Below are 6601 nucleotides of genomic sequence, written 5' to 3'. Positions count from 1 at the left end.
TTAATAATTCCGTATTCTCCAAACAGGAGAATTTTAGAATAAAATAAGGGACCTTTCATAGGCTTAATTAAATAGGTAAATACAAATTTACAATTTTTTTGCTCCATTTCCCACGCAATCATCAATATAGTGATTGTTCTGACAGAATTTTGATAAATCGGTTTCTATAAAATGCTGTACTTCTTGGGTTTCTGCTTTGGGATATAATACGTGTACATTGGCACCTGCGTCTAATGTAAAACATACTTTTGAACCTGTGGTTGCTCTATATTCCCAAATTCGGTTGATGATCTCCAACGTGTTAGGTTTCATTAGTATAAAATACGGATGGCTGGTCATCATCATGGCATGTAGTGTGAGTGCTTCACTTTCCACAAGTGCAATAAACGCATCTAAATCTCCGGATTGTAATACGGTTTTTAACTGAACTAAGTTGTCGTGGGCTTGGGTAAATCTCGCTTTCGCGAAAGCGTGCCCATGCATCAGCCCGTGCCCAACCGTACTGCTTACTTGTTTTTCTCCTTTATCCACCAACAGAATCGTGTCTTGATAGTCTTGAAAATTGGCGTGTACTTCATACGGATACGGTGTTCCGTAGAGGTCACTACTATTTTCTATGGCGTTGTGTTCGCCCCAAACAATGAGCGGCCCTTTCAAACTTCGGCAAGCGCTTCCTGAACCTAGTCGAGACAAAAAAGAGGCTTTTTGTATAAAATAGGCATCTGTCATATCTGGATGAAGTACTCGCTCCATATCCATAATACACAATGACAAAGCACTCATCCCAGAAGCCGAAGAAGCAATTCCTGAACTGTGTGGAAAGGAGTTGGAGGTTTCGATTTTAAAACGAAACTTATGTATGAAAGGTACGTATTTTTCTATCCGTTTAAAAAAACTGGCGATTTTGGGTTCAAATCCATCTTCTTTTTTTCCGTCGAGGTATACTTCAAAATCAAAACCTTCAGATTCTTTTGGGCTATAATGTAAGGTGGTGGTGGTATGGCAATTGCTTAATGTAAAGCTGATACTTGCATTTTGCGGTAGTTGTTCTCCGTGTTTTCCCCAGTATTTTACGAGTGCAATATTACTTGGAGATTGCCAGCTTACAGACCCTGCGGATGCCAAAGAGGCTTCTGAGTTGAAAAGGAAATAATCTTCAGACATATATGAATTCAAGTTTTGGCAAAGATAACTTTTGTCTTTCTATTATTACAATGGAAGCGTTTAGGACTTTTTTTATAAATTGGTTGTGTGAAATGATTACGAACAACATTCATTTTTGCTGACGAACCAAACCAAAAAGATCACTCCATGAAAAAACGCCTCTTTATCAAAGTTATTATTGCAGTGATTTTTTGTTTATCAATAGGTGGCATTGGAGCCATTGCTACGCAATCTAGTATGACCGACTGGTATGTAACTATTAACAAACCTCCTTTTAATCCGCCTAATTGGATTTTTGGACCTGTCTGGACCGTTCTATATATTATGATGGGAATCTCAGTTGCCCTCGTCTGGCATAAAGGATTTTATCATAAATGGGTGCAGACAGCTTTATATCACTTTGGTTTTCAGCTGATTTTAAATGCGACGTGGAGTATTTTATTTTTTGGAATGCGAGAACCTGGATGGGCTTTAATTGAGATTAGTGTATTGTTTGTTATGATACTCCTTACGATCAAATGGTTCAAAGTGGTAGATAAACGTGCTGCGTATTTGTTGATCCCTTATGCGTGTTGGGTGGCTTTTGCTACGATACTCAACTTTGAGATTTGGCGATTGAATTAATTCGCCTTTGATTTTTCTTTTTTATGCTTTCGCGAAAGCGGACTCAGCAAAAGTTCCGTTATACAATGGATATACTTATTTAGCAGCAATGGCTTGTGCTATCACATAACCACCAGTCCATGCGTTTTGAAAATTAAACCCTCCTGTGATCGCATCTATATTGAGGACTTCACCCGCTAGATAAAGATTAGGATGCAACTTGCTTTCAAAGGTTTTGAAATTAATTTCTTTAAGATGAATACCTCCAGCAGTGACAAACTCTTCTTTAAAAGTACTTTTTCCTTTGATTTCATACAGACCACACGTAAGTTCTGTACTTAAAGACAACAATTGGTTTTTAGTAAGATCTGCCCATTTAGTTCCTTCTGTAATACCAGAAGCTATAAGTAGGTTTTGCCAAAGTCTTTTAGGCAAGTCAAATTGTGCATAGGTATGAGGTGACTGCTTTGCAAATTTATTTTTAAGACTCATCAAGTCCTCCATTGTCTCATCTACAGATTTGTCCAACAACCAATTTACTCTTATTGTAAAATGATAGTTCATTGCTGCTAGTTCTCTCGCTCCCCAAGCAGAAAGTTTTAAAATTCCTGGACCACTCAACCCCCAATGTGTAATAAGCAACGGTCCTTCAGAACGTAATTTTGTCCCTACAATCTCAACAGACGCTTCTTTTGACAATCCCATCAAGTCTTTAATACGAATATCTTTGCTATTAAATGTAAACAAAGAAGGGACCGCAGGTGTAAGTGTATGTCCAAGGTTTTCTAAAAGCTTCCATACTTTTGGATTACTCCCCGTAGCGATCACAAGGGCGTCGCACGTAAAATTATTTTGGGAAGTTTCTAAAAACCACAAATCATCCATTTTACTTATTTTTTGAACAGAATGATTTTTAGAAACCGTGATTCCTAATTGATCCGCCTCTTTTAAAAAACAATCAATAATAGTTATTGAAGAGTCAGAAACGGGAAACATCCGGCCATCTTCTTCTATTTTTAAAGCAACGCCACGATCTTCAAACCAAGCGATCGTGTCTCCTGTCATAAATGTATGGAAAGGCCCTAAGAGTTCTTTTTCTCCGCGAGGGTAGTTTTTCGATAATTCTTTTGGAACAAATTCAGCGTGGGTAACATTACATCTACCGCCTCCAGAAATACGAACTTTTGTCAACACTTCTTTTCCTCTTTCTAAAATCAAAATAGAGGTATCTGGACATCTAGAGGCAGTATTGATTGCCGTAAAAAAACCTGCTGCTCCTCCTCCAATAATGATGATATTTTGATGTGTTGGTATTGTTTCCAAAAATGTGTTTTATGCAAATATACTTTTCAAATATTGAAGTATATGCTGTAATTCATTTAAAAAATTTGATTTACTTTTTATCTAAATTTTATAACTATTTACAAATCAGTTGCATTTTACAAAAGACTATAATCCATTACACTTTTGACAATTACAAGCACTCCTTTTTACTGACTTATCAAAAAAAGTGTTCTAAATTTAGCATAAAACTAGATAAAAAGGCTTTTAAACACGAAAACGTTTTCGTAACTTTAACGTTGTATTCCTATTGATTTAACGTAAATTTTACATAAATTAGGCGCTTATAAAGTGAATAAAACACTAAATTTTAAAACTAAGCAAACTAATTTTAAACAAGAATCTTATGAAGAAAGTATTACTTAAAAGTATGCTGCTGTTTGTCGCGGTTCTCTTTGCGGGAATTTCAACTGCCCAGACAGTGTCTGGAACAGTGACCGAGGAAAGTGGTCCTCTACCGGGTGCAAACGTAATTGTAAAAGGCACTCAAAATGGTGCTACTACCGACTTTGACGGTAACTACACTCTCAATAATGTAGCAAGTGATGCTATACTCGTATTTAGTTATGTGGGATACACTCCGCAAGAAATTGCCGTAGCAGGAAGAAGCACAGTAAATGCAACGCTATCTACAGACAATGCTCTTGATGAAGTAGTACTCATTGGATATGGAACAACAACAATTAAAGATGCCACAGGATCTGTAGCAGCTGTTACTTCGGAAGAATTTAACCGAGGTGTTATCCAATCACCAGAGCAATTAATTCAAGGTAAAACTGCTGGGGTTCAGATTTCTGAAGCTTCTGGAGAGCCAGGAGGAAGCGTAGTTGTACGTATTAGAGGGTCAAACTCTATCCGTTCAGGAAACAATCCTTTATTTGTAGTTGATGGTGTTCCATTAACATCATCGGGTGCACCAACTGCCAACACTCCAGGAATTGGAGGAGGTAATTCAAGAAATCCATTAAGTTTCATTAATCCTAATGACATTGAAAGTATTTCTATCTTAAAAGATGCATCTGCTACCGCAATTTACGGATCTCGTGGTGCTAACGGTGTTATCATTATACAGACCAAAGGTGGTAGAGGAAATTCTAAAGGAACTTGGGAGTTAAACACGTCGGTAAGTACAAGTGTTACTGCAGATGAATATGACCTGTTAAATAGAAATGAATTTTTAAGTGCTGTTGAAGGTATCGGAAATGATCCTGCTGCTGCAGACTTTGGAGGAGATACTGATTGGCAAGATTTTCTTACACGTACTGCTTATTCAAGAAATACAGATTTAAGTTATTCTAAAAGTTACACAGGCGGTAACCTAAGAGCTTCATTTGGATACAGTAATACCAACGGTATTATTGAAACGCAATCCCAAGAGCGTATTGCTGGTCGTTTAAATGCACAGCATAGATTTTTTGATGATAAATTAACGCTAGCGTTTCAAGGGTCTTTGTCTAGAGTAAATGACAACTTAGCTCCTATTTCTGGTACCGCTGGATCAACTGGAGATTTAATTGGAGCTTCTATCTCTGGAAACCCAACGATTCCTTCTGATCCTGACTTTAATCCTGGAAATAACGTATTAAACCCAGCGAGTTTACTTGCCAATTTTAAAGGATTATCTAATTCTGATAGAGTGTTATTAAACTTATCTGCAGACTATAAAATCACAGATGAGTTTAGCGCAAAAGTAACCGTAGGATACGATCAGCTTGAATCTCAAACAGCCTCTGCTTTTTCGGGCAATGTTGTTGGACTTAATGGTGTGTCTGGTATTGGAAGAGGAAACTATAATACCTTTACTCAAGACAACTCATTATTAGAAGCTACATTATCTTACAATAAAGAATTTTCAAATTCTAAATTATCTATAGTTGGAGGTTTTTCTTATCAAGAATTTGACAGAAGAGGTGTATTTGCAGAAGGTGCTGGTTTCAACACAGCGGACTTAGAAACCATTTTAACTCAGTTAGAGGATACTTATAATGCCGCAAGTGGTGTTATTGAAGGGTCTTTTCAACAGTTTGGATATGGAACCAATGATTCTTACGTCAACCGTTTATTCCCAGAAATTAGTGACACCGATCTTTTACCTGCTGGATTTAACAGAACCATGTCAGCCTTTGTTGGAGATACCTTTGATAATACTGATGAACTTCAATCGTTCTTTGTAAGAGCAAATTATACGATTGCTGATAAATATTTATTTACAGGAACATTTAGAGCGGATGGATCTTCAACTTTTGGATCTGAAAACCAATACGGATACTTCCCTTCTGGTGCTTTTGCTTGGCAAATGCATGAAGAAGATTTTGTGGGAGATAACATATCTACATTAAAACTTCGTCTTGGAGCTGGTATTGTAGGTAGCCAAGAAGGTTTAGGTTATGCACAGTTTATTAGAACAGAACGTTTTGCTGGTGGAGGTATTACCAATGACCTTACCGTAACACGTCCAGGAACTCTTGTAAATGGTAATACAAACCCAGATCTTAAATGGGAGGAAACATTAGATTTTAATGTTGGAATCGATTTTGGATTTAACAACGATCGTTTTAATGGTAGCTTCAACATATATCGTAAAGAAACATCTGATCTATTATTAAATAGTGCTCTTGCTGCTCCGTCTTCATCTAACATCCCTACGATTTTTAGAAATCTTACAGATGGTGTAGTAATCAACCAAGGAGTTGAACTAGCTTTAAATTATGATTTTGTAGATACTGATGATTGGGGATTCTCTGCAGCTTTCAATATTGCATATAATCAAAACGAAGTACAAGATACAGATCAAGTTATTGACACAGGAGCTATTAATGGTAATGGGTTAACAGGAGCGTTTGCACAACGTCTTCAAGCTGGTGAGCCTTTATTCTCATTCTTCCTTGCTGAATTTACAGGTTTTGATGCTGATGGCTTTCCAACTTATGAAGATGTAAATGGAGATGGTGTAGGTGATCCTGATTCTGACAAGAAATTTGTAGGTAAAAATGCAGTACCAGAAATTACTTCTGGTTTATCATTAAATTTCCGCTATAAGAGATTTGACCTTTCTACCTATTTCACTGGACAATTTGGATTCTCTGTGTATAACGCTACAGACAACGCCTTCTTTACTGCAGGTGGATTAGCTATTAGTAAAAACGTAACGCAAGATGTTCTTACAAGTGGAGAAGATGGAGCTGCATCAACCGCAGTTTCAACTAGATTCCTAGAAGATGGAGATTTTATACGTTTACAAACGCTTTCTTTAGGATATAATTGGCCATTAAGTGGTGAAGGATTATTTGACTCTTTAAGACTATCTCTTACAGGACAAAACTTATTCTTAATCACTGACTATAGTGGATTAGATCCAGAAGTTTCAGTTAGCACAGGACAGATCAATGCGTCAAATATTCCTACAGCAGGAATTGATTATGTTGCTGTTCCTAGAGCAAGAACATTTACATTAGGTCTTAATGCACGATTTTAATTAAAAAAAATAGAAACT

At 36.9% G+C, this 6601-nt stretch carries 4 protein-coding genes; 2 read left to right on the top strand and 2 right to left on the bottom strand.

Features of this window, described 5'->3' with window-relative positions; translation table 11 throughout:
* Nucleotides 1–87 precede the first annotated feature (87 nt).
* Nucleotides 88–1164, bottom strand: coding sequence for a diphosphomevalonate decarboxylase (locus tag Q0505_RS03625; protein WP_299208911.1), 1077 nt, complete (start codon nt 1162–1164; stop codon nt 88–90).
* A 147-nt stretch (nt 1165–1311) separates the two neighbouring features.
* On the opposite strand from Q0505_RS03625, the gene Q0505_RS03620 reads away from it, so the two are divergent.
* The gene (locus Q0505_RS03620; RefSeq protein WP_299208909.1) at nt 1312–1788 is read left to right on the top strand and encodes a TspO/MBR family protein; all 477 of its coding nucleotides are present in this window, start codon (nt 1312–1314) and stop codon (nt 1786–1788) included.
* A gap of 75 nt (nt 1789–1863) precedes the next feature.
* Here the strand turns inward: Q0505_RS03620 and Q0505_RS03615 are convergent, their stop codons facing one another.
* Complete coding sequence (locus Q0505_RS03615; RefSeq protein ID WP_299208907.1) at nt 1864–3090, bottom strand: NAD(P)/FAD-dependent oxidoreductase; 1227 nt, start codon at nt 3088–3090, stop codon at nt 1864–1866.
* A 364-nt stretch (nt 3091–3454) separates the two neighbouring features.
* Between Q0505_RS03615 and Q0505_RS03610 the strand changes: the two genes are divergently transcribed.
* Complete coding sequence (locus tag Q0505_RS03610; RefSeq protein ID WP_299208905.1) at nt 3455–6583, top strand: SusC/RagA family TonB-linked outer membrane protein; 3129 nt, start codon at nt 3455–3457, stop codon at nt 6581–6583.
* Nucleotides 6584–6601: the final 18 nt, after the last annotated feature.

The organism is uncultured Dokdonia sp., from assembly GCF_937910895.1.
GTDB lineage: Bacteria > Bacteroidota > Bacteroidia > Flavobacteriales > Flavobacteriaceae > Dokdonia.
The sequence above is the reverse complement of the archived record's forward strand: the minus strand, read 5'-3'. Positions and strand labels throughout refer to the sequence as shown.

Coding starts and splice junctions, on each gene's coding strand:
- Q0505_RS03610 (WP_299208905.1), top strand. CDS start 3,455: ATGAAGAAAGTATTACTTAAAAGTATGCTGCTGTTTGTCGCGGTTCTC.
- Q0505_RS03625 (WP_299208911.1), bottom strand. CDS start 1,164: ATGTCTGAAGATTATTTCCTTTTCAACTCAGAAGCCTCTTTGGCATCC.
- Q0505_RS03620 (WP_299208909.1), top strand. CDS start 1,312: ATGAAAAAACGCCTCTTTATCAAAGTTATTATTGCAGTGATTTTTTGT.